At 66.9% G+C, this 19,474-nt stretch carries 18 protein-coding genes; 2 read left to right on the plus strand and 16 right to left on the minus strand.

Annotation, left to right across the window (positions count from 1 at the left end):
* Nucleotides 1-4: 4 nt before the first annotated feature.
* Nucleotides 5-970: a Bug family tripartite tricarboxylate transporter substrate binding protein gene (locus P1K30_RS04070; protein WP_275631385.1), complete on the minus strand. Its 966-nt coding sequence runs from the start codon at nt 968-970 to the stop codon at nt 5-7.
* 43 nt (nt 971-1,013) lie between these two features.
* The gene (locus P1K30_RS04075; RefSeq protein ID WP_275631386.1) at nt 1,014-2,261 is read right to left on the minus strand and encodes an NAD(P)/FAD-dependent oxidoreductase; all 1,248 of its coding nucleotides are present in this window, start codon (nt 2,259-2,261) and stop codon (nt 1,014-1,016) included.
* An 86-nt stretch (nt 2,262-2,347) separates the two neighbouring features.
* Here P1K30_RS04075 and P1K30_RS04080 point away from each other — a divergent pair, with 86 nt between their 5' ends.
* Nucleotides 2,348-3,253: a LysR family transcriptional regulator gene (locus P1K30_RS04080; RefSeq protein WP_275631387.1), complete on the plus strand. Its 906-nt coding sequence runs from the start codon at nt 2,348-2,350 to the stop codon at nt 3,251-3,253.
* On the opposite strand, the gene P1K30_RS04085 is transcribed toward P1K30_RS04080, so the two are convergent.
* From P1K30_RS04085 to P1K30_RS04100, 4 genes are read right to left on the minus strand one after another with little or no spacing between them, the layout of a single operon-like run.
* Nucleotides 3,254-3,925: a hypothetical protein gene (locus P1K30_RS04085; protein WP_275631388.1), complete on the minus strand. Its 672-nt coding sequence runs from the start codon at nt 3,923-3,925 to the stop codon at nt 3,254-3,256.
* 3 nt (nt 3,926-3,928) lie between these two features.
* Nucleotides 3,929-5,386, minus strand: coding sequence for a glutamine synthetase family protein (locus P1K30_RS04090; RefSeq protein WP_275631389.1), 1,458 nt, complete (start codon nt 5,384-5,386; stop codon nt 3,929-3,931).
* Nucleotides 5,387-5,393: 7 nt separating this feature from the next.
* Nucleotides 5,394-6,620 carry an aromatic ring-hydroxylating oxygenase subunit alpha gene (locus P1K30_RS04095; RefSeq protein ID WP_275631390.1) on the minus strand — a complete coding sequence of 409 codons (1,227 nt, stop codon included), beginning with the start codon at nt 6,618-6,620 and terminating at the stop codon, nt 5,394-5,396.
* 28 nt (nt 6,621-6,648) lie between these two features.
* Entirely contained in the window at nt 6,649-7,041 is a 393-nt protein-coding gene (locus P1K30_RS04100) for a Rieske 2Fe-2S domain-containing protein (RefSeq protein WP_275631391.1), read from the minus strand.
* Between the two features lie 85 nt (nt 7,042-7,126).
* Between P1K30_RS04100 and P1K30_RS04105 the strand changes: the two genes are divergently transcribed.
* The gene (locus P1K30_RS04105) at nt 7,127-7,897 is read left to right on the plus strand and encodes an IclR family transcriptional regulator domain-containing protein (RefSeq protein ID WP_275631392.1); all 771 of its coding nucleotides are present in this window, start codon (nt 7,127-7,129) and stop codon (nt 7,895-7,897) included.
* Between the two features lie 4 nt (nt 7,898-7,901).
* Here the strand turns inward: P1K30_RS04105 and P1K30_RS04110 are convergent, their stop codons facing one another.
* The 10 genes from P1K30_RS04110 to P1K30_RS04155 all read right to left on the minus strand — a co-directional run bounded on the left by P1K30_RS04110 (nt 7,902) and on the right by P1K30_RS04155 (nt 19,348).
* Nucleotides 7,902-8,564: an aspartate/glutamate racemase family protein gene (locus tag P1K30_RS04110; protein ID WP_275631393.1), complete on the minus strand. Its 663-nt coding sequence runs from the start codon at nt 8,562-8,564 to the stop codon at nt 7,902-7,904.
* Complete coding sequence (gene hydA, locus P1K30_RS04115; RefSeq protein ID WP_275631569.1) at nt 8,561-10,021, minus strand: dihydropyrimidinase; 1,461 nt, start codon at nt 10,019-10,021, stop codon at nt 8,561-8,563. The genes P1K30_RS04110 and hydA overlap by 4 nt, the downstream gene beginning before the upstream one ends.
* The gene (locus tag P1K30_RS04120) at nt 10,018-10,806 is read right to left on the minus strand and encodes an SDR family oxidoreductase (protein ID WP_275631394.1); all 789 of its coding nucleotides are present in this window, start codon (nt 10,804-10,806) and stop codon (nt 10,018-10,020) included. The genes hydA and P1K30_RS04120 overlap by 4 nt, the downstream gene beginning before the upstream one ends.
* A complete protein-coding gene (locus P1K30_RS04125; RefSeq protein WP_275631395.1) occupies nt 10,806-11,741 on the minus strand; it encodes a dihydrodipicolinate synthase family protein in 936 nt (311 codons plus the stop codon). The genes P1K30_RS04120 and P1K30_RS04125 overlap by 1 nt, the downstream gene beginning before the upstream one ends.
* Before the next feature lie 40 nt (nt 11,742-11,781).
* Nucleotides 11,782-12,708 carry an N-carbamoyl-D-amino-acid hydrolase gene (locus P1K30_RS04130; protein WP_275631396.1) on the minus strand — a complete coding sequence of 309 codons (927 nt, stop codon included), beginning with the start codon at nt 12,706-12,708 and terminating at the stop codon, nt 11,782-11,784.
* 63 nt (nt 12,709-12,771) lie between these two features.
* Nucleotides 12,772-14,223 carry an amidohydrolase family protein gene (locus P1K30_RS04135; RefSeq protein WP_275631397.1) on the minus strand — a complete coding sequence of 484 codons (1,452 nt, stop codon included), beginning with the start codon at nt 14,221-14,223 and terminating at the stop codon, nt 12,772-12,774.
* A complete protein-coding gene (locus P1K30_RS04140) occupies nt 14,216-15,901 on the minus strand; it encodes a dipeptide ABC transporter ATP-binding protein (RefSeq protein ID WP_275631398.1) in 1,686 nt (561 codons plus the stop codon). The genes P1K30_RS04135 and P1K30_RS04140 overlap by 8 nt, the downstream gene beginning before the upstream one ends.
* On the minus strand, nt 15,898-16,800 hold the full coding sequence (locus P1K30_RS04145) for an ABC transporter permease (RefSeq protein ID WP_275631399.1): 903 nt from the start codon (nt 16,798-16,800) through the stop codon (nt 15,898-15,900). Before P1K30_RS04145 ends, P1K30_RS04140 begins: the two co-directional genes overlap by 4 nt.
* Before the next feature lies 1 nt (nt 16,801).
* Nucleotides 16,802-17,773: an ABC transporter permease gene (locus tag P1K30_RS04150; RefSeq protein ID WP_275631400.1), complete on the minus strand. Its 972-nt coding sequence runs from the start codon at nt 17,771-17,773 to the stop codon at nt 16,802-16,804.
* A gap of 6 nt (nt 17,774-17,779) precedes the next feature.
* Nucleotides 17,780-19,348, minus strand: coding sequence for an ABC transporter substrate-binding protein (locus P1K30_RS04155; RefSeq protein ID WP_275631401.1), 1,569 nt, complete (start codon nt 19,346-19,348; stop codon nt 17,780-17,782).
* Nucleotides 19,349-19,474: the final 126 nt, after the last annotated feature.

A 19,474-nucleotide genomic window follows, 5' to 3' on the forward strand; every position in this document is an offset into this window, starting at 1 on the left:
GCCGTTACTGCTTCAGTCCGGCGGCGTCGACGACGCGGCCCCACTTCTCGACCTCGCCCGCGATGAACGCCTTCGAGTCCGCGGGCGTCATGCCTTCGACAAGGAACCCGCGTTCGGTGAAGATCGCCTGAAGCTCGTCGGTCGCGATCGCGTCGCTGACGGCACCGTAGAGGGTATCCAGAACCTCGGTCGGGGTCCCCGCGGGCGCGAACAGACCCTGCCACGAGAAGGCAGAGTAATCTTCCAGCCCCGCCTCGGCCATCGTCGGGATGCCTTCCAGCAGGAAGTGTTCCTGCGTGCCGGTCACCGCCAGGGGACGCAACGTGCCCGCCTTGACGTGCTCCGAGGTCACGAGGATGTCGCCGAACATCGAGTCAATCTGGCCGCCCAGTAGATCCTTCAACGCGTCGGCACTGCCCGAGTACGGGACGTGCAGAAGCGTCGTGCCGGATTCGAGACCGAAAAGCTCCGCGGCCATGTGCATCGAAGTGCCCACGCCGGGGGTTCCGTGAGTGAAGGTCTCGGGGTTCTCCGATGCGAAATCGATCACGTCCTGAACGCTTTCGAAGTCGCTGTCTGACTGGACGACCAGAACCAGCGGCGAAGAGATGACGATGCTGACCGGATCGAAATCCTCGGTCGGGCTATAGGGAAGATCGTCACGCAGCACGGCGCTGATCGCGTTCGAGCCGGTGACGCCCATCAGCAGGGTGTAGCCGTCTGCCTCGGCCTGCGTGACGTAATGCGCACCCACGGTGCCGCCGGCGCCGCCACGGTTCTCGACCACCACGGGCTGCCCCAGCGTCTCGGAGATCTGTTCGCCGATCTGGCGGGCCAGAAGGTCGGTCGACCCGCCCGGCGGGAAGGGAACCACGATGGTGATCGGCTTTTCGGGGAAGCCCTGTGCCAGCGCCATCGGCGCGGTCAGCGTCATTGCCGCAAGGGCGAAACCTTTGATGAGCGTCTTCATGGTATCGTTTCTCCTGTTGGTTCTGTTTATGTCTTTATTGTCTTCAGGCCGCGCGCCCGAAGCGGGTGGCGCGGAACGGGTGCAGGTCGACCTCGGGCGGTCGCCCTGCAACAAGGTGGGCGATCTCGCGCCCGGTCGTGGCCCCACCGCACATGCCGACATGGCCGTGGCCGAAGCCCAGCCACGCGTTCTCGTACTTCGGGGCGCGATCGATCACCGGCATCGAATCCGGCATACAGGGGCGATGCCCCATCCACGGCGTGTAGGTGTCTGCGCGCAGCTTCGGGAACACCTTGCGGCCCACGCCCAGCAGCGCCTCGGCGCGGGCATAGTTAGGCGCGGCCTTCAGCCCCGCGAACTCGACCGTGCCGGCCAGCCGCAGCCCCATCGACATGGGGTTCACCATGATGTTCTGTTCCACCGCCATCACGTTGCGGTTCAACGAGATCCCGGGGTCCGCGATGGTGACGTGATAGCCGCGCTGGCTTTCCAGCGGCACCTTGGCGCCCAGTTCCTTGGCCAGCGTCCCGGACCACGCGCCCGCCGCCACCACGACGCCGTCGACGCCGACGGTCTCGCCGTTGTCCAGCGTCACGCCGTCGATCACCCCATCCGCTGCGCGGAACCCGGTGACGCGGTTGCGCAGGTGGGCCGCGCCGTCGGTGATCGCCTGACCGTAGATCGCCTTCACCAGCGCCTCGGGATCGGGGGTGGACCCGTTTTCCGGTGCGAACTGGCCGAATTCGAAGCTGCCGCGCAGGTCCGGTTCAAGCTCGAACAGGGCCTCGCCTTCGACCGGCTGCATCTCGACCCCCAGATCGCGGCGCAGCTGCGTGCCGAAGGTCCACCGCTTGGCGGACTCGCGCGAGGAATAGACGTACAGGCACCCGTTGCGCCGCACCAGCGACGAAGCGCCCGCGCGCTGCAACAGCGGCATGTAGCAGTCGAACACCGGGTTCAGCAGGCCCCGCATCGCGGTGGCGATCCGGGTCACCTCGGACTCAGACATGTGGCCCAGAAACCGCATCAGCCACGGAAGCACCGTGGGCAGGTACTGGGTTCGGATCACCAGCGGGCCGTCGGGGTCCAGCAGCCATTTCGGCACGCGCTTCCACATGCCGGGCATTCCCACGGGCAGCACCGCACTGGGCGACAACGACCCCGCGTTGCCGAACGAGGTTTGCGTTCCCGCCTCGGCCGGATCGAAGAACGTCACCGTGTGGCCGTCCCGTTGCAGCCACCCAGCGGTGGCGACGCCCACGATCCCGGTTCCGACTATTCCAATATGCATGGGGCCCCTTTGTCTTTCGCTTGACTATCGGGGAGGGTCAGCCACAAGACAAACGAATAGATTTTCTTGATCCATCAGGTTCTCTTATGTCCGTCACGCTCAAGCAAATCCGCGCCTTCCAAGCCGCCGCCGAAAGCGGAAGCTTCACCACAGCCGCTGAACGGCTGAACCTGACCCAATCCGCCGTCAGCATGTTGATCCGGCAGATGGAGGACGCCCTGGGCCTGCCGCTGTTCGTGCGCACCGGGCGCGGCGTTGCGCTGACCGAATTCGGGGCCGAGGCGCGGCCCGGCCTGACCCGCGCGATGACCGAACTGGCCGAGGTCGCGGACGCGGCGCGCGGGCTGAACGACCTGCGGCGCGGCAAGCTGCGCTGTGCCCTGCCCCAGATCCTTGCCGCCGCGTGGCTGCCGAAGGCGCTGCGGCGGTTTCGCGGCGCGCATCCCGACGTCCGGGTCGAGATCGCGGACACCGTGACCGACCGCGTCGCGCCGTCGGTCGCGCAGAACGACGCCGAGATCGGCATCGGCCCGGAACGCACCGTCGGCCCCGAGATACAGGCGACCCCGATCTGGCAGGTGCCGATTCATATCGCCCTTCCGGCGGAGTCCGATCTTGCCACCGCAGCGGACTTTCGGTCGCGCGACGTTGCGCGGATGACGTGGATTCACTACTCGGACGAATTCGGCGGGCTGATGCAGCGGACCATCCTTCAGGCCCCCGACCGCGACCACGGGCGCGACATCCGCGTCCGCAGCCTGATCACCGCGCTGTCGATCCTTCGGGACGGCCACTATGCCACCGCCGCTCCGGCCTATGCCGTCGCCTTTGCGCCGCTGTTCAACGTGGCGTTTCGGGAACTGGCCGATTACCCGGCCCCGCGCCGGTTCCTGCTGTACCAGCGCAAGGACCACGCGCTGTCACCGGCGGCGCAGGCGTTCCGGGACTTCGCCATCGCCAACCCGCCCGAAGGCGCGCAGACCATCGCGTGATCAGCGGTCTTGCGCGATCCGCTCGGCCAGCGCGGCGCGGTTCGGGTCCGTCAGGCTGACGGCAAGGACCTCGCGCGCGCCGCCATCGCCGCCGGGCCGGGCGCCGTACAGTCCGGGGCGCGGCAGCAAATCCTCGCGGACAATCGCGTCCTGGGCATCGACACCCCAAAGCCGGGCATCTGTCTGTGGCAGGTCGCCTTGGCACAGCCGAACGGGACTGTCCGCATGGGCACTGGCGATCCGCCCGAAGCCTTCGGTCTCGATGGCTTCATCGTCACCGCGCAGGGGCAACAGACCGATCCCGCGCACGAACACCGGCTCGGCCAACCGCCACGCCGGATCGAACGTCTCGTCCGCGCCCTGTCGCGGCCCAAGCCACGACCACCGCGCTGCACCGCGCAGGCGCAGACCCTTAACCGACGCCACCGCGATCACCGCCATGCTGCGGATCGTACCCGCCGCCTCTGGCCGCAGCCGCAGCGGCACCGGGGCGTCGGCGGCAACATCGGGCAGATCCATCATCGGGGCGTGCGCAAGCGAGATCCACGCCGCCGCGAAACCGTTGCGCGCCATCATCTGGCGCACGCTTTCGCGGAACGGGAAATAGCCGTCCATCGTGTCCTCGAACAAGTCGCCGGACACCGGAACCGATTTCTGAGCTTTGACTTCCATTGCTCAGAAAAGGTTGAAGTATTCGGCCTGTTCCCACTCGGAAACGGTCATCAGATAGCGGTCCCACTCGGCCCGCTTGAGATGGGCCAGATAGCTCACGAACCCGTCCCCCAGCGCCTGCCGGAACAGCGTGCTGGTCTCGAAAGTCTCGATGGCGGCGATCAGGCTGGGCGGCAGCTTGTCGGCGCCTTCATACGGCTTGTCGGTCGCGGGCGGCGCCTTGGCCCCGCGCGTCAGACCGTCAAGGCCCGACAGGATCTGCGCGGCCAGCGCATAGTACGGATTCGCCGTGGTGTCTGGCGCGCGGTTCTCAATCCGGCTGGCGGGGTCGCCCGCGAACAACAGCGCACGGATCATCGCGCCCCGGTTGTCGGTGCCCCATTGGATGCGGTTCGGGGCAAGCTGGAACGGCGCGTACCGCTTGTAGCCGTTCACCGTCGGCGTCGTCATCAGGCAGGCGGCGGCGGCATTGTCCAGCAGCCCGGCAATCCACGCGCTGGCCTCGGCCGTCGGCACGCCATCGGCGTCAGAGACGAAAACATTCGCCCCCTCAAGCGTTTGCAGCGACTGGTGAATGTGCCAGCCGTTCGCAGAGGCGTTCGGCAGCTTGGGTTTGGCCATGAAGCTGCCGTGCAGCCCGCGCCGCTGGCAGACCTCTTTCACCAGCGTCCGGAACAGAACCATGCGGTCGGCCTGACCCATCGGGTCCGAGGCGTCGAAGGTGAACTCGTACTGGCTGGGCCCCATCTCGATTTCCATCGAACGGGGGGCCAGCCCCATCACCTCGGCGGCGCGGCGCAGCTCGTCCAGCAGGTCCTCTGCCTCGGCATAGCGGGTCTCGGTCAGGTACTGGTAGCCCTGCGAGGTGTTGCGCGTCGTGACCGGCGCGCCGGGCATGGTGGCCTGCGCATGGTCCAGCCCGTCGTCGACGCGCTGATAGACCTGAAACTCCACCTCCAGCCCCATCGTCGCGGCAAAGCCCGCCTCGGCCAGCTTTTCAGTCGCCGTCCGCAACACGGTGCGCGAGGCGAAATGAACCGGCGCGCCGGACCGCTGCACCACGTCGCACAGCAGGATGGCAGAGTGCGGCGACCAGCTGAGCAGGTGGAACGCGTCCGGGTCCGGCACCAGCAGCACATCGCTGGCGCCCTGAAAGCCCAGCCCGTCGACCTCTGCCGCGCCCGACCACACGTCGAACACGGTGCGGTGCGAGGTATCCTTCAGCAGCAGCGTGGACGGCACGCCGATGCCCGACGCGAAGGCCGAGGCCAGCGTGCGGGCGGCGACCGTCTTGCCGCGCAGGATACCGTGCTGGTCGGGAAACATCAGGCGCACCGTCTCGATGCCCTCGGCCTCGCAACGGGTCACAAGTTCGGCCGCGCGGGCGACGGCGTCGTCCGACAGCAGCCCCGACGCGGCCAGCTTGCCCCGGCCGATGATGTCTTTCGGTGTGTCGCTCATCTGCGGATCAGACCGTCGCGTCCCACGGGCAGGCCGCGCGCCGTTCCATGTCGGCGGCGTGGCTTGCGGTTTCCCATTCGTCGGTGGTCGCGATGGCGTCGTTCGACAGCGGCCCCTTGATCGACGCCGCCGCCTCGTCGCGCATCGGAAGCGCGTCGTCGCCGCCGTCTTCGCCAAGCGCCGCGATCATCTTCCGCAGCATCCGGCGATAGCGGATGATCGCCACGTCGCTGCGGCCAAGGTGTTCCTGCGTCCGGTCCTGGATCGCGCCCATGCCCTCGACCGCCCACTGGTCGTGGACGTTGATGTCCAGCCCCATGCCCGTATAGGTCAGGTTCGCCTGCTCTTCCGGGTTGTAGTGGTAGTCGTTCGACTTGTTCTTCAGCGGCGCGTAGTCCGGCAGACGGTGTTCCTTCAGCCGTTGTTCGCGCATCAGGTCCTTGTTCACCGGGTTCTGGAAGCTGGTGAACATCGAGTACCAATAGCAGGTCTCGTCATCGATCGGGACATGCCACTGGGTGATCGTCATCTCGCGCGACATCGGGATGCAGATCGCTCCGGGGAAGATCTGGTTGGTCACGCGCACGTGGGTCAGCTCGTTCTCCATGTGGCGCAGGGCGATGATCTTCAGGCCGTAGTCGGTTTCCTCGACCCGGATCTCGGGGCGCGGGTATTCGCGAAGGACCTGCGTCATCGGCATGTTGGTGTGCGCCGCACGGTCGCGGAACTGCTTGCCGTAGCTGTCGTCGGGATCTTCGTCCTCAAGGAAGCGGTGCAGAAACGAGGCGTGCGCCGGGTCGATGCCGATTTCCAGCGCCTGAAGCCAGTTGCATTCCCACAGGCCCTTGAAGGCGAAGACATGGCTGTCGGGCGCGCGGAAGCAGTCAAAGTCCGGGAAGGCCGGCGCGGCGCCGGGGCCCATGTAGGCGAAGACGATGCCATTGCGTTCAACCGCCGGATAGGATGCGCCGCCTTCGGTCAGCACGATGTCGTCGGCGTCGGGGCTGAAGCTGGGCGCCTCGTCTGCCAAGGCATCGCGGGTGGCCAGCACCAGCTCGCCGTCGGCGCCCTTCACCAGCGCTAGCCGTTCGCCCAGCAGGTTCACCGCCAGCGGCAGGCCGCGCTGCAATTCGTCGGTCAGCGCCGCCGGCTGCCAATACCGCCGCAACACGGCGCCCGCATCGCTGCCCGGGCCCACGCGCGTGATCTGGTCGTTCAGTTGCTGGCTGATCATGTGACTGGTCCTTTGCTTGGGCGTTGGGTCAGGCGGTGCCGATGCGCGCAAAAATGCGGCCATCGGTTTCGATCACGGGTACCATAGGCACCTTGATCGCCTTGTACATCTGCGAACCTTCCGGTTCGGCCGGTTGTTCCACGCATTGGCCGGTCCGGTCGAAGTGCCAGCCGTGGAACGGGCAGCGCAGCCCGTTGTCTTCTAGTCGCCCGTAACACAGGTCCGCCCCGCGATGCGGGCAGTTGCGACCGATCAGGCCCAGTTCGCCTTCGTCGTCGCGAAACAGCACCAGCCGCGTGCCGTTGATCGTCACCGGAATGACCGGACGCGGAATGTCGAGATCGGCACTGCTGGCAATCTCGACCCAGGCCTCCGGGTTGCCGTCATAGTCAGACACAAGGGGCTGCGCGGTCTCGGTCATGCGGGTTGATTTCCTGTTGGTCGTGCGTTATTCGAACATATTGTCGTTTAATGAAACATACCAACGCAGCTTCGGAGTTGTCAACGTGAGCACCCGTGAAAACGCCTCGACCTTCGCGAAGGGGCTTCGCGTTCTTGAATGCTTCGAGAGCGGCCAGCGCGGCATGACGATGGCCGACGTCGCGCGGCTGTGCGACTTCGACAGGGCAACCGCGCGTCGGCTGTGTCTGACGCTGATCGACTGCGGGTATCTGGTACAGAACGGGCGCGCGCTGGAACTGACGGCGAAGGCGCTGGCGATCGGCGCGGGCTATCTGACCAGCCACGACTATGGCCGCGCGGTGCAGCCGATCCTTGACCGCTTCGCCGAGGAACTGGACGGAGAGATCGCGCTGGCGGTGCTGGACGGCCCGCGCGCGTTGTACGTGGCCCGCTCGGCCACCTCTTCGGCGCGGGTGTCCTTCGGGTTCTCGGCGGGAAGCACCCTGCCCCTTGCGCCCACGGCCATCGGCCGGATGCTGCTGGCTCAACTGGCCCCCGATGCGCTGGACGCGCGGCTGGCGGGGATCGACCTGCAACGGTACACCGACCGCACCGAAACCGACCCCACCGAACTGCGCGCGCGCATCCGCGAGACGGCGGCGAACGGCCATTGCCACGTCGAGAACGAGTTCGAGATGGGCGCCAGTGCGCTGGCGGTGCCGGTGGGACAGATCGGCGGCGTGCCCGCCGCGCTTGGAACCACCGCATCGGTCAACGCGATGGACGACCCGGCGACCCGGAACCGGGTGCTGGACATCCTGCGGCGCGCGGCGATGGGGCTTGGGTATCAGCGCGGGATGGGCACCGGCGCCTGACGGGTCAGGAACCGTCGCTGGCCACGGCCCCCAGCGCCATCGCAACGGCGGCCTGCGTCGGGTCGATCACCACGAGCCCCAACTCGGCAGCCAGCGCCTTGCGGTGCCGCGCCATGCCCGCGCAGCCAAGGATCAGCGCCCCGGCGCCTTGCGCTTTCAATGCGCTGCCATGGGTGACCAGCTTGCCGAAGGTCGCGGGATCTTCGGCGCTTTGCTCGACCGAGATGTTCAGCCCCGCGATCCCGGCACAGCGTACCGCCACGCCCATGCGCCGGTGATTGGGCCGCTGCCGCCCGGCGGACCCCTCGGACAGCGCCAGCACCCCGAACATATCGGCGCGCGCCAGCGCGGTCAGGATGCCCGCCTCTTGGATACCGAACACCGGCGCGGCGGTCATGGTGCGGCAGACCTCTAGCCCCGGGTCCGAATAGCAGGCGATCACGAAGGCCGAGGCATCCGTGCGGCTTTCGACCAACCGCGCCAGCGGCAGCGTGACCTGTTCCACATGCAGGCGGTTCTCGATCCCGAAGGGGCCTTCGGCCATCGTCAGGCATTCGACCTCTGGCCCGCCGGGGTGGCGGAACGCGTCGAGTTCCGCCGAGATCAGCTCTGTCACCCGCGTGTTCGAGTTCGGGTTGATGACGACAACCGGCCCCGCGCCCGTCACGGCAAAAGCTCGGCGCCGAAGTTGCGGGCGGGGTCCAATTCCGGCGCAACGCTGCCGGGATGGCCGGTGAAGTCGGGCTTTTCTCGCTTGATGAACTGCCCCCGGCCCGGTTCCGCGACAAGCTTGCCCTCGTCGATGACCAGATCGCCGCGCGACAGAACGGTGACCGGCCAGCCGGTCAGCTCGGTGCCCTCGAACGGGTTGTAGTCCATCGCGTCGTGCATGTCCTCGACCCGCACCGCGCGGGTTTCCTCCGGGTCCCAGATCGCGATGTCGGCGTCGGCGCCAATGGCGATGGTGCCCTTGCGGCCCGCCATGCCGTACAGCTTCGCCGCGTTCGCAGCGCCAAGCGCCACGAACTGGTTCAGCGTGATGCGGCCCTTGTTCACGCCCTCGGAAAACAGCAGCGGCAGGCGCAGCGCGATGCCGGGCATCCCGTTGGCGATCTTCTTGAACGGCGCGTCGGGGCCGTTCGCCAGCTTGCCCGTCTCGTCATAGCGATACGGCGCGTGGTCGGATGAGAACACGCTGAACGTGCCGGCCTGCAAATGCCGCCACAGCGCATCCTGCGTGGCTGCGTCGCGCACCGGGGGCGAGCACATGAACTTGGCGCCTTCCATGCCCGGACGGTCAAGGTCGTCGCGGGTCAGGAACAGGTACTGCGGGCAGGTCTCGCCGAAGATCTTCGCGCCTTCCAGCCGTGCCTTGGCGACGATCTCGGCGCCCTCGGGGGTCGAGACGTGCACGATCAGCAACGCCGCGTCGAGAAAGCGCGCCAGCGTGATCGCGCGGTTGATCGCCTCGGCCTCGGCCACCGCCGGGTGGCTGACCGCGTGATAGCGCGGCTGCGTGTGTCCGCCCGCCATCAGCCGGTCGCTGACCCATTTGATGATGCCAGAGTTCTCGGCGTGCACCATCGTCAGCGCACCGTGCTCGCGTGCGACCGACAGGATATCGAGGAACTGCGAGTCGTCGATCTTCATCAGGTCGTAGGTCATGAAGACCTTGAACGAGGTCACGCCGCGCGCGAAGGCCTGCGGCAATTCCTCGGTCAGCGCTTTCTCGGTCGGGTCGGCGATGATCAGGTGATAGCCATAGTCGATCACCGACGCGCCCTGCGCGCGGCTGTCGTACAGATCCAGCGTCTCGGTCACGCCCATGCCGCGATGCTGGGCGGCGAAGGGCACGAAGCTAGAGTTGCCGCCGAACGCCGCCGAAATGGATCCGGTGCGGTAATCGTCCGCCGTCATGCCCCCGGTCGCGCTTTCCTGCGCGATGTGGCAGTGCGCCTCGATCCCGCCGGGCAGCACCAGCCGCCCCGTGGCGTCGATGGTGCGGTCCCCGGTCAGGCCCATCCCCAGCGCGGCGATCTTGCCGTCCTTGATGCCAACGTCGGCGCGGAAGGTGTCCGAGGCGGTGGCGACGGTGCCGCCGGTAATCACAAGATCCATGCTCAGACTCCTTTCACAAGACCGCCGTCGACCCGGATCATGCCGCCGGTGACATAGCTGGCCGCGTCGCTGGCAAGGAACGTGGCGACATTCGCGAATTCCTGCACCGTGCCGTAGCGCCCGGCGGGGATCGTCGCGCGCGAGGCTTCGGCGACTTCCTCGACCGTCTTGCCGGATTTCTTCGCGGCGGCGCCGTCCAGTTCGTCGACGCGGGACGTGTGGATGCGGCCCGGAAGGACCATGTTGACGGTGATGCCGTCGGCGGCAAGGTCGTTGGACATCGACTTGGACCAGCCCACCAGCGCCGAGCGCAGGACGTTCGACAGGCCGATATTCGGGATCGGCTGTACCACGCCCGACGAGGCCACGGTGACGATCCGGCCCCAGCCCCGTTCACGCATCCCCGGCACCACGCCGGCGGCGATCTGCATGACGCGCAGCACCATCGTGTCGAACTGCGCCGCCATCACCGACAGGTCGGCATCGGCCATCCGCCCCGGAGGCGGGCCGCCGGTGTTGGCGACAAGGATATCGACGCCGCCCAGCATCTCGGCCGCGGCGGACAACAGCGCGCTGGCGCTGTCGGGGTCGGACAGGTCGGCGGCGAAGCTATGCGCCCTGCCCGCCCCGCGCGCGTTGATCGTGTCGACATTGACGGCCAGCGCCTCGGCGCTGCGCCCGGTCAGCAGGACATCCGCGCCCTCGGCGGCCAGCGCCTCGGCGATGCCAAGGCCCAGCCCCCGCGACGAGGACATCACAAGCGCGCGTTTTCCCTTCAGGCCAAGATCCATCAGCCAAGCTCCTTCAGTCGTTTCTCCAGCCGGGTCACCAGCCGGGTGAGTTCTTCCTTGTCGGTCGCGGACATCGACGGCCCCGGCGCCCGCACCTTCGCCGACGCGATGGCCCCGCGCCGCAGCAGGGTTTCCTTGCGGATCGCAAGGCCAAGCCCAAGCTGCTGTTCATACCGCACCAGTGGCAGGTAGGCGTCGAAGATGTCCTCGGCCCGGTCGTGGTCGCCCGCAAGCGACAGGTCCACCACCTGCACCATCATTTCGGGGTAGGCAAAGCCGGTCATCGCCCCGTCGGCGCCGCGCTGCATCTCTTGCGGCAGGAACAGGGCGCTGTTGCCGGTCAGGATCGACATGCGCGGCACGGCGCCGGTGCCGGTCTCGGCCCGGACGCGCGACAGCTTGGTCAGGCCGGGCCAGTCTTCGTGTTTCAGCATGACGATCTGGCTGTGATCGCGGGTCAGCCCGACGATGATCTCGACCGAGAACTTCACACCCGACGTCTGCGGATAGTCCTGCAGGCAGATCGGAATGTCCGGCCCCAGCGCGTCGCAGACCGCCGCGAAGTAGCCGCGCAGACGGTCCTCGGGGCCAAGCCCCTGCGTCGGGGCGACCATGACGCCCGCCGCGCCCGCCTCCATCGAGGTATGGGCCAGCCGGCGCATCGGGTCCAAGCCCGCCGCCGAGACCCCGACAATCACCGGCACACGTCCTGCCACCCGCCCCATGACGCGCTGCACGAAGGCCTGCGATTCCTCGGACGACAGCTTGGGCGCCTCGCCCATGATGCCAAGGATCGTCAGGCCGCTTGCGCCCTTGTCGAGGTAGAAATCAACCAGCCGGTCGGTGCTGTCGAGGTCAAGCGCCCCGTCGTCGGCGAACGGGGTTGCCGCGATCACGAAGACACCCTTGGTTTCGCGGTGGATCAGGTCTGCCATCGTGTTCTCCTCAGTCACGCATGCGCGGCGGCGCAAGGGCCTACTCGGGCCGCACCACCCCGGTCTGCGAGGTGATCAGGCCATAATGCTCGATCCGGCGGTGCCGGTCGAAGTCGAAGATCGTTTCCTTGCCGAACACCGACAGGTCCATGTCGCAGGCGTGGGTGATCAGTTCGTCGCCTTCCGTTTCGGCCCGCGCCACGACGAAGCCGTTGGGATCGACGATCATCGACCCGGCCATCAGCGGGTGCCCGTCCTCGTCGCCGCACTTGGCGACGCCGACCACCCATGTCGCGTTCTGGTATGCGCCCGAGGTCATCGACAGCTCGGAATGGTACAGGCGTTCCGCCAGCCCTTCCTTGCTCATCTGGCTGTTCACCGACGGCGTGTTGTAACCCAGCACGATCAGTTCCACCCCCTGAAGCCCCATGACGCGATACGTCTCGGGCCAGCGGCGGTCGTTGCAGACGGCCATGCCGACCAGCGCGTCCTGCGTGCGCCAGACCGGAAACCCAAGGTCACCGGGCTCGAAATAGCGTTTCTCAAGATGCTGGAAGGCGCGTTCGGTGTCGTATTCGGAATGGCCCGGCAGATGCACCTTGCGGTACTTGCCGATGATGTTCGCCTCGCGGTCGGTCAGGATCTGGGTGTTGAAATACTGCCCTTCCGGGGTCTTCTCGGCATAGCCGAAACTGATCGCGATGCCGTAGTCGCGGGCGCGCTGAAACAGAGGCGCGGTGGCGGCATTGGGCATCTCGGACTCGAACCACGTATCGACCTCGGCTTGGTCTTCCATGTACCAGCGCGGAAAGAAGGTGGTCAGGGCAAGCTCGGGATAGACCAGCAGCGTACAGCCCCTGTCCCGCGCCTGATCCAGCAGGGACAGCATCCGCGCCACGACAGCCTCGCGGGTGTCGGATTTCTGGTTCGGACCCATCTGGGCGGCCCCGACGACAATCTCTCGCATCACGTTTCCTTGGTCCAAGGCAGGGTCGGATCGCGGCCCCGGCGCCGGGGCCGCGTGCAGGCGTCAGGACGCCTTGCTGTTCATCTGAAGGCTGTCCCAGAAGCTGTCTGGGATCTCGGTCAGGTGCTCGAACCCGCCGCGCTTCAGCATCAGGTCCGTCTCGCGCTGCGCCGCGTCCAGCACGCTGTCCTCATCGACCGAGGACACCGAGCGTCCTTCCATCAGCACCTTGCCGTCGCAGATCACCGTGTCGACGTCGTTGCCGTTGGCGAAGTTGATGACGTGGCTGACGTGCATGTTGGCCGGGTAGATGTGCGGGCGGCGCAGGTCGAGAAGGATCATGTCGGCCTTCTTGCCCACCTCGAGCGAGCCGATGTCGTCCTCCATCCCCAGCGCCTTGGCGCCGTCGATGGTGCACATTTCCAGCGCCTTTCCGGGCGGGATCCACGACGGGTCGCGGAAGTGGCGGCGGTGATAGTGCATCAGCTGCTGCATGTGGCGGAACATGTCGCCGGACCGGTCCGGCGCGGTGGCGTCAGAGCCCAGCCCCACGGTCACGCCCGCCGCCATCAGTTCCGGCGCCGGGCAACGTCCGAAGACCGATGCGATGGCCGACGGGTTGTGCGCGATCTTGGTGTCGGTTTCGGCACAGATCGCGATTTCCTCGTCCGTCAGGTCGGTGGAATGCGACAACAGCGCCTCGGGGCCAAGGATGCCCATCTCGTGCGCATAGGCGACCGACCCGTTGCGGTGGCCGTCCTGCGTGAAGACGATGCCGTACTCGCGCGCCTTGCCGGACACGATCTGCGCTTGCTTGCGGGCCTCTTCCAGCGTGGCCTCGCCCAGCGTGTCGACGTGTTCGGCGCGCAGCGTCGGCGTCAGCAGGGCAAAGTTGATCCGGCGACCTTCCGAGCCGTGGCGGCGTTTGATCAGGTCTTCCGAGGTCGCAAGCTGGCGGTCGAAATCGACCGGGAACTCGGTCTTGCTGTCGCCGTCCCAGCGGGCGTAGGTCAGCGGGTGCGGCGGGCGCGTGGTTCCCACGGCCACGATGGACCGGGTGCCGACCTCGACCACGCCGTCGCAATGGGCGTCGCCATAATCCGGATCATCGGTGCGCATGATGGAATCGCCGCCGCCCAGCAGCGACACGCCGGTGGTGACGCCGAAGCGCACCCGCTCTAACGCGGCAAGCTGCGCCTCGGCGTGCCAGAACTCGGGCGTCGAGGCGGTGGTATAGGCGACCTTGCAGGCGTCGAACCACTTGGCGCTGTCACCCGAGGCCAGCGTCTTGATCAGACCGTGGCCCGCGTGGGCGTGAACGTCGACCAGACCGGGAAGCACCATCTTTCCGGCGCCGTCGATGGTTTTCACACCGGCATACTTCGCCTCGATCTCGGCGCTGGGGCCGATGTCGGCGATACGGTCGCCCTTGATCGCGATGGCGGCGTCGAACAGGACGCGGCGCTCGGGATCGACGGTGACGACGATTGTGTTGGTGATGATCAGGTCAGCCAAGGGGTGCTCCTGCAGGTTGCGGCGCGGCGGCAAGGCCGTCCAGTGTCGGGATGAGAGAAAGCAGGTCGCGCGTGTAGGGATCGCGCGGCCGGGTGAAGAGGGTTTCGGCGTCTTCGAGCTCGACGATGCGGCCCGATTTCATGACGGCGATGCGGTCGCACATCTGGCGCACGACGCTGAGGTCGTGGCTGATGAACAGCATGGTCAGCCCGGTGCGGTCGCGCAGATCCTTCAGCAGGTTCAGCACCCGCGCCTGCACGCTGACGTCCAGCGCGCTGGTCGGCTCGTCGCAGATCAGCAGGTCCGGCTGCCCCGCCAGCGCCCGCGCAATCGAGATGCGCTGCCGCTGACCGCCCGAAAAGGCGTGCGGATACCGCGCCGCCGCGTCGCGCGGCAGGCCCACGGCCTCGACCAGCGTTTCGGGCGTGGTGCCGTCGCCGGTGTCGTAGAAATCCAGCGGCTCGTGGATCGCGGCGCCGGTGCGCATCCGGGGGTTCAGCGAGGAATACGGATCCTGAAAGATCATCTGGATCGCGCGGCGCACCGGGATCGGCCGGCGGACGCGCAAGGGCTCGCCCCGGAACCGCATCCGGCCCTCGGACACCGGCAACAGCCCGGCGATGGCCGTGGCCAGCGTGGACTTGCCGCTGCCGGATTCGCCGACGATGCCGAAAATCTCGCCGCGTTTGACGGCAAAGCTTGCGCCTTCGACCGCCTTGAACCCCGGACCGCCAAGAAAGCCGCCGCCATAGGTGATGCCGACGTTCTCGACCGACAGCAGTTCGGTCCCTTCCGGCACGGTCCGCTTCACGCGCGCCGCGATCTGTTCCTGCGCGGCGGCTTCGCCCTCGTGCTGCGCCTCGATCACCGGGAAGCGGTGCAGCTTGCGGTCCAGCCGGGGCACCGCCCCGATCAGAGCCTTGGCATAGTCGGCCGAAGGGCGGCCCAGCACCTGCCGGGACGGGCCGCTTTCGACGGTCTGGCCGTGGCGCATGATGGTGACGTGATCCGCGATCTGCGCCACGACGCCCATGTTGTGCGTGATCAGCAGCACGCCCAGCTTGCGGCGGCTGGCCAGATCCCGCAGCAGGTCAAGGATCGTCGCCTGCACGCTGACGTCCAGCGCGGTGGTCGGTTCGTCCGCGACCAGCAGGTCCGGGTCGCACGACAGGGCCGAGGCGATCACCACGCGCTGACGCTGCCCGCCGGACAGCTGGTGCGGATACTGGTCCAGCCGTTTCTCGGGCTCGGGGATCTCGACCGAGCGCAAAAGCTCCAGCGCCTTCGCCCGTGCCTCGGCCTTGCCGATCTTCAGGTGGTGGCGCATCCCTTCGGACAGTTGCTGCCCGATGGTGAACAACGGGTTCAGCGCGGTCATCGGGTCCTGGAAGATCGCGCCGATATCACGACCGGGCCGCAGCCCGTCGACGCGGCCCGTCGCCGTGTTCAGCGCACGCCCCGCGATCCGGATCGACCCCGAGGCGATGCGCCCCGGCGGGTCCAGAAGGCCCATGATGCAGTTGCCGACGGTCGACTTGCCCGCCCCGGATTCCCCGACCAGCGCGTGAATCTCGCCCGGGCCGATGGACAGCGACAGCCCATCGACCGCCGCCATCACCGTGTCGTCGCCACGGGGATACTCGACCCGCAGCCCTTCGATCTGCAGCGCCTCGGTCATGATTTGCCCTCGAGCTTGGGATTGAAGCGGTCGCGCAGCCAGTCGCCGGTGATGTTTACCGCCAGCACCAGCACCACCAGCGTGATCGCCGGGAACAGCGTGATCCACCAGATGCCCGAGAAGGCGAACTCGTTGCCGATGCGGATCAGGGTGCCTAGCGACGGATAGTCCGGCGGCATGCCGACCCCGAGGAAGGACAGTGTCGCCTCGGTCAGCACGGCGGCGGCAAGGTTGATGGTCGAGATCACCAGCACCGGCCCGACGATGTTGGGCAGGATATGGCGAAACAGGATGCGGCGGTTCGGCAGGCCCATGATGCGCACCGCGCGGACATAGTCCCGCGATGCTTCGACCATCGTCGAGGCGCGGGTGGTGCGGGCGTATTGCACCCACTCGTTGATGCCGATGGCCACGATCAGGATGATCGGCGCCCAGAACACGCTGTCGGCGTCGGGAATGACCGCGCGCGCGATGCCCGCCACCAACAGCGCCAGAAGGATCGTCGGCAGCGACAGGAAGACGTCCGCGATGCGCATCACGATGGTTTCGATCCAGCCGCCGAAGTAGCCAGCAATCAGGCCCAGCGACACGCCCACGGTCGCGGCCAGCAGCACCGCCCCTGCCCCGATCATCACCGAGATGCGGGTCCCGTACAGGATCACCGACAGCAGGTCGCGGCCTTGGTTGTCGGTGCCCAGCAGATAGCGCGGGTCGCCGCCGTCGATCCAGACGGGCGGCAGTTCGCTGTCCATCAGGTTGAAGCTCATGGTCGAGGTCGGATCCTGCGGCGCGATCCACGGCGCGAAGACCGCGGCAAGGATGATCAGCAGGCCCACCGTCGCGGCCGCGATGACATAGGGCGGCATCACGCGGGTCAGGCGTTTCACGGCGCTTGCCATACTAGGCCCCCCGCGTCCGAAGCCGGGGATCGACGACCGCATAGGTCAGATCCACCAGCGTGTTGATGACGACGAACACGGCGGCGACCAGCAGCAGGTAGGCGGTCATCACCGGGATATCGACGAAGATCACCGCCTGCATGAACAGCAGCCCCAACCCGGGCCACTGGAAGATCGTCTCGGTCACGATCGCGAAGGCGATCAGCGAGCCGACCTGCAGGCCGGTGACGGTGATCACCGGCATCAGCGCGTTCTTCAGCGCCAGCCGGAAATGAATGTGCCGCGCGGGAAGCCCCCGCGCGCGGGCAAAGCGGACATAGTCGGTCGACAGGATGTCGATCATCTCGGACCGGATGAGCCGCATGATCAGGGTCATGGAATACAGCCCCAGCGTGACCGAGGGCAGCACCAGCGCGGCGCGCCCGGATGAGGTTAGAAACCCGGTCGTCCACCAGCCAAGGTCAACGGTCTCTCCGCGTCCGAAAGAGGGCAGCCATCGCAACGTGACCGAGAACACAAGGATCAGCAGCGTCCCGGTCACAAAGGTGGGCACCGAGATCCCGATCAGTGATCCGGACTGCACCAGCCGCGACAGGATGCCGTTCGGGCGCAATGCACACAGCACGCCCGCCGGGATGCCGACCAATAGGGAAAGGATGGTGGCGACAAGGACCAGTTCCAGCGTGGCCGGCGCGCGTTCGGCGATCAGTTCGCCCACGTCGCGCTGGTTGCGGAAGCTGACCCCCATGTCGCCGGTCGCAACACGGCCGAGAAACCGGCCGTATTGCACGATGATCGCGTCGTTAAGCCCCAGCCGCTCTCGCAGCGCCTCGCGCTCTTCGACGGATGCTTCCTCCCGCGACATCATCTGCACCGGATCCCCGACAAAGCGGAACATCGCGAAGGACAGAGCGGTGACGGCGAGCATGACAAGCACCGCCTGCACCAATCGGGAAAGAAGCATCCGGACCATCTTGGCTTACTCTTCGATCGTCGAGAACCACAGACGGATGTACTCGTCCGCAAACTGCGGAACCGACACACCGTCCCGCAGGGCCATCGCAACCGGCTGCTGGTGCAGCGGGATGTAATAGGCTTCGTCATGCGTGATCTGCAGCGCCTCGGCCATCAGCGACAGACGGGTTTCCTCGTCCAGTTCGACGGCCACCTGCGCGGCGATCTCGTCGATCCGGGCGTCGGACAAACCGTTGTAGTTGTTGCCGCCCAGCGTGTCGTCCTGCGTCGCCAGCAGCGCGCGGATAACGCTCCAGGTGTCCATCGCGGGAAGCGTGGCCCAGCCCAGCATGTAGATGTCCGTCTCGCCGTTGGTGGCTTTCGGGAAGTAGGTGGCGCGACTTTCGGTGTTCAGGTCCACGCTCAGGCCGACCTGTTCCCACATCGCCTTGACCGCGACGCAGATCGCTTCGTCGTTGATGTAGCGGTCGTTCGGGCAGTCCAGCTTGACGCTGAAGCCGTCCTCGTACCCAGCGTCGGCCAGCATCGACTTGGCCAGTTCGGGATCGAACTCCAGCGGCACGTCGCTTGCCTCGTCATAGCCGGGAACCGGCGGCGCAACCATGCTGCCGACGGTGCGCGAGTTGCCGCGCATCACCCGCTCGCGCAGACCTTCGTGGTTGATGGCGTGCCACAGCGCCTTGCGGACATTCACGTCCAGCAGCGGGTTCGGCTCGCCGGGCATGCCCAGCAGTTCGTCGCGGTAGTTCAGGCCAAGGAAGATCAGGCGCAGCGCGGGTTCCTGTTCCACGCTGAAGCCCGGCGCGGCCTCGAGCCGGTCGATGTCCTGCAGCGGAACCGGCGCGATCATGTCCAACTCGCCCGACATCAGCGCCGCGACACGCGTCGCGTCCGAGGTGATCGGACGGAATTCGATGCCGGTCAGGTTATGCTCGGGCTCGTCCCACCAGCCCTCAAAGACCGACATGACGGTGCCGACGTCCGGGGCGTAGCTGTCCAGCGAGAACGGCCCGGTGCCGTTGGCATTGGTCGACGCGTAAGAGGTCTTCCCCGTGGCGATGTTGCCCGGCTCGAGCGCGTCGTGCTCCTCCATCCATTCCTTGTCCATGATGAAGATGCCGGACAGGTCGTTCAGCAGCAGCGGATAGGCCCCGGCCATCAGGAAATCGACGGTATAGTCGTCGACCTTCTCGATGCCGGTGACCGCCGACAGGTTGCCGCGCGCCCGCGAATCCGGGTGCAGCATCCGCTCGACCGAGGCCACCACGTCATCGGCCGTGAAGTCGTTGCCGTTGTGGAAGGTCACGCCCTCGCGCAGGGTGAACCGCCAGCGGGTCGGGTCGATGATTTCCCATTCGGTGGCCAGCGCGGGCTCGATCGCCAGCGTCTTCGACCGCCGCACCAGCGGCTCGTAGATGTGGTGCAGGACGCTGGAGGTGAAGCTTTCGGTGTGCGCATAGGGGTCGAGGGTGACGATGTCCCCCTGCGAGGACCAGCGCAGGACCTCGGCAGAGGCGGTGCCCGCCATCAGGCCGGCCACGGCAAGGGCCGTGAAATTCGTAGCAATTTTCATTGGATCGCTCCTTGTGACGTTACGCTCGGGCGTGGGCATCAGCGGACAATCGGAAATCTTGATACGGCGTGACCTGCGATGCACCGGCCGAGTGAGGACCAGTGCCCGCAGGTCAGCACGGCAGAT

The sequence above is a fragment of the Psychromarinibacter halotolerans genome, from assembly GCF_029168315.1.
GTDB classification, from domain to species: domain Bacteria; phylum Pseudomonadota; class Alphaproteobacteria; order Rhodobacterales; family Rhodobacteraceae; genus Psychromarinibacter; species Psychromarinibacter halotolerans.